Below are 675 nucleotides of genomic sequence, written 5' to 3'. Positions count from 1 at the left end.
CGTTACCCTTGGCTTTTTCTCGTTTACCATCTGGCGCGTAAAAAACGCCTTTTTGATGAAACTGCGTCATAGTGATTTTAATTTATTTGCCAGCGCATCTTGCGGGCCAACCACAATAATGAGATCGCCGATTTCAAGCGTGGTACTCATATCAGGCGCTTTGATGATTTCAGGGCCACGTTTAAAGCCCAACACTTGCACGCCTTCGACCTTGCACAGCGCCAAATCGCTTAACGTTTTACCCATCAAACGCGAGCCAACAACAAACTCTGTCATCGCTAATCCGCTACCCAATGGATGAAATTCGAGTACGCGTTTATCCAGCATTTTGCGCGCCACACGAATGCCCATATCGCGCTCTGGCATGATGATGTGGTCTGCACCAATTTTTTGCAGAACGCGAGCTTGGAATCGGTCGTTAGCTTTTACCCATACCGATTTTACACCCGCCTCTTTTGCTATCAGAGTAGCAAGAATACTGGCATTCACGTCTGCACCAATGGCAATCATCACCATGTCGTAATCATCGAGCTTGAGCTCTGCGACCGTTTCTTCATGAGTACAGTTTGCCACAATGGCCTGACTCACAAAACCTGCGGCTTCTTTCACTCGATCTTCATTGATGTCGACCGCTAAGACTTGTGACCCAGAATCTTGTAATTCTTTACATACCGC

General features: G+C 47.1%; 1 protein-coding gene. It reads right to left on the bottom strand.

From position 1 onward, the window contains the following. Positions 1-66: 66 nt before the first annotated feature. Positions 67-675 (bottom strand): TrkA family potassium uptake protein (locus tag R7Z50_RS27830; RefSeq protein WP_318149797.1); only part of this gene is annotated, 609 nt, incomplete at its 5' end.

It is taken from the genome of Vibrio sp. 1249-1, from assembly GCF_033340495.1.
Note: the sequence above shows the minus strand (reverse complement) of the source record. Positions and strands in the feature narration are given on the sequence as shown.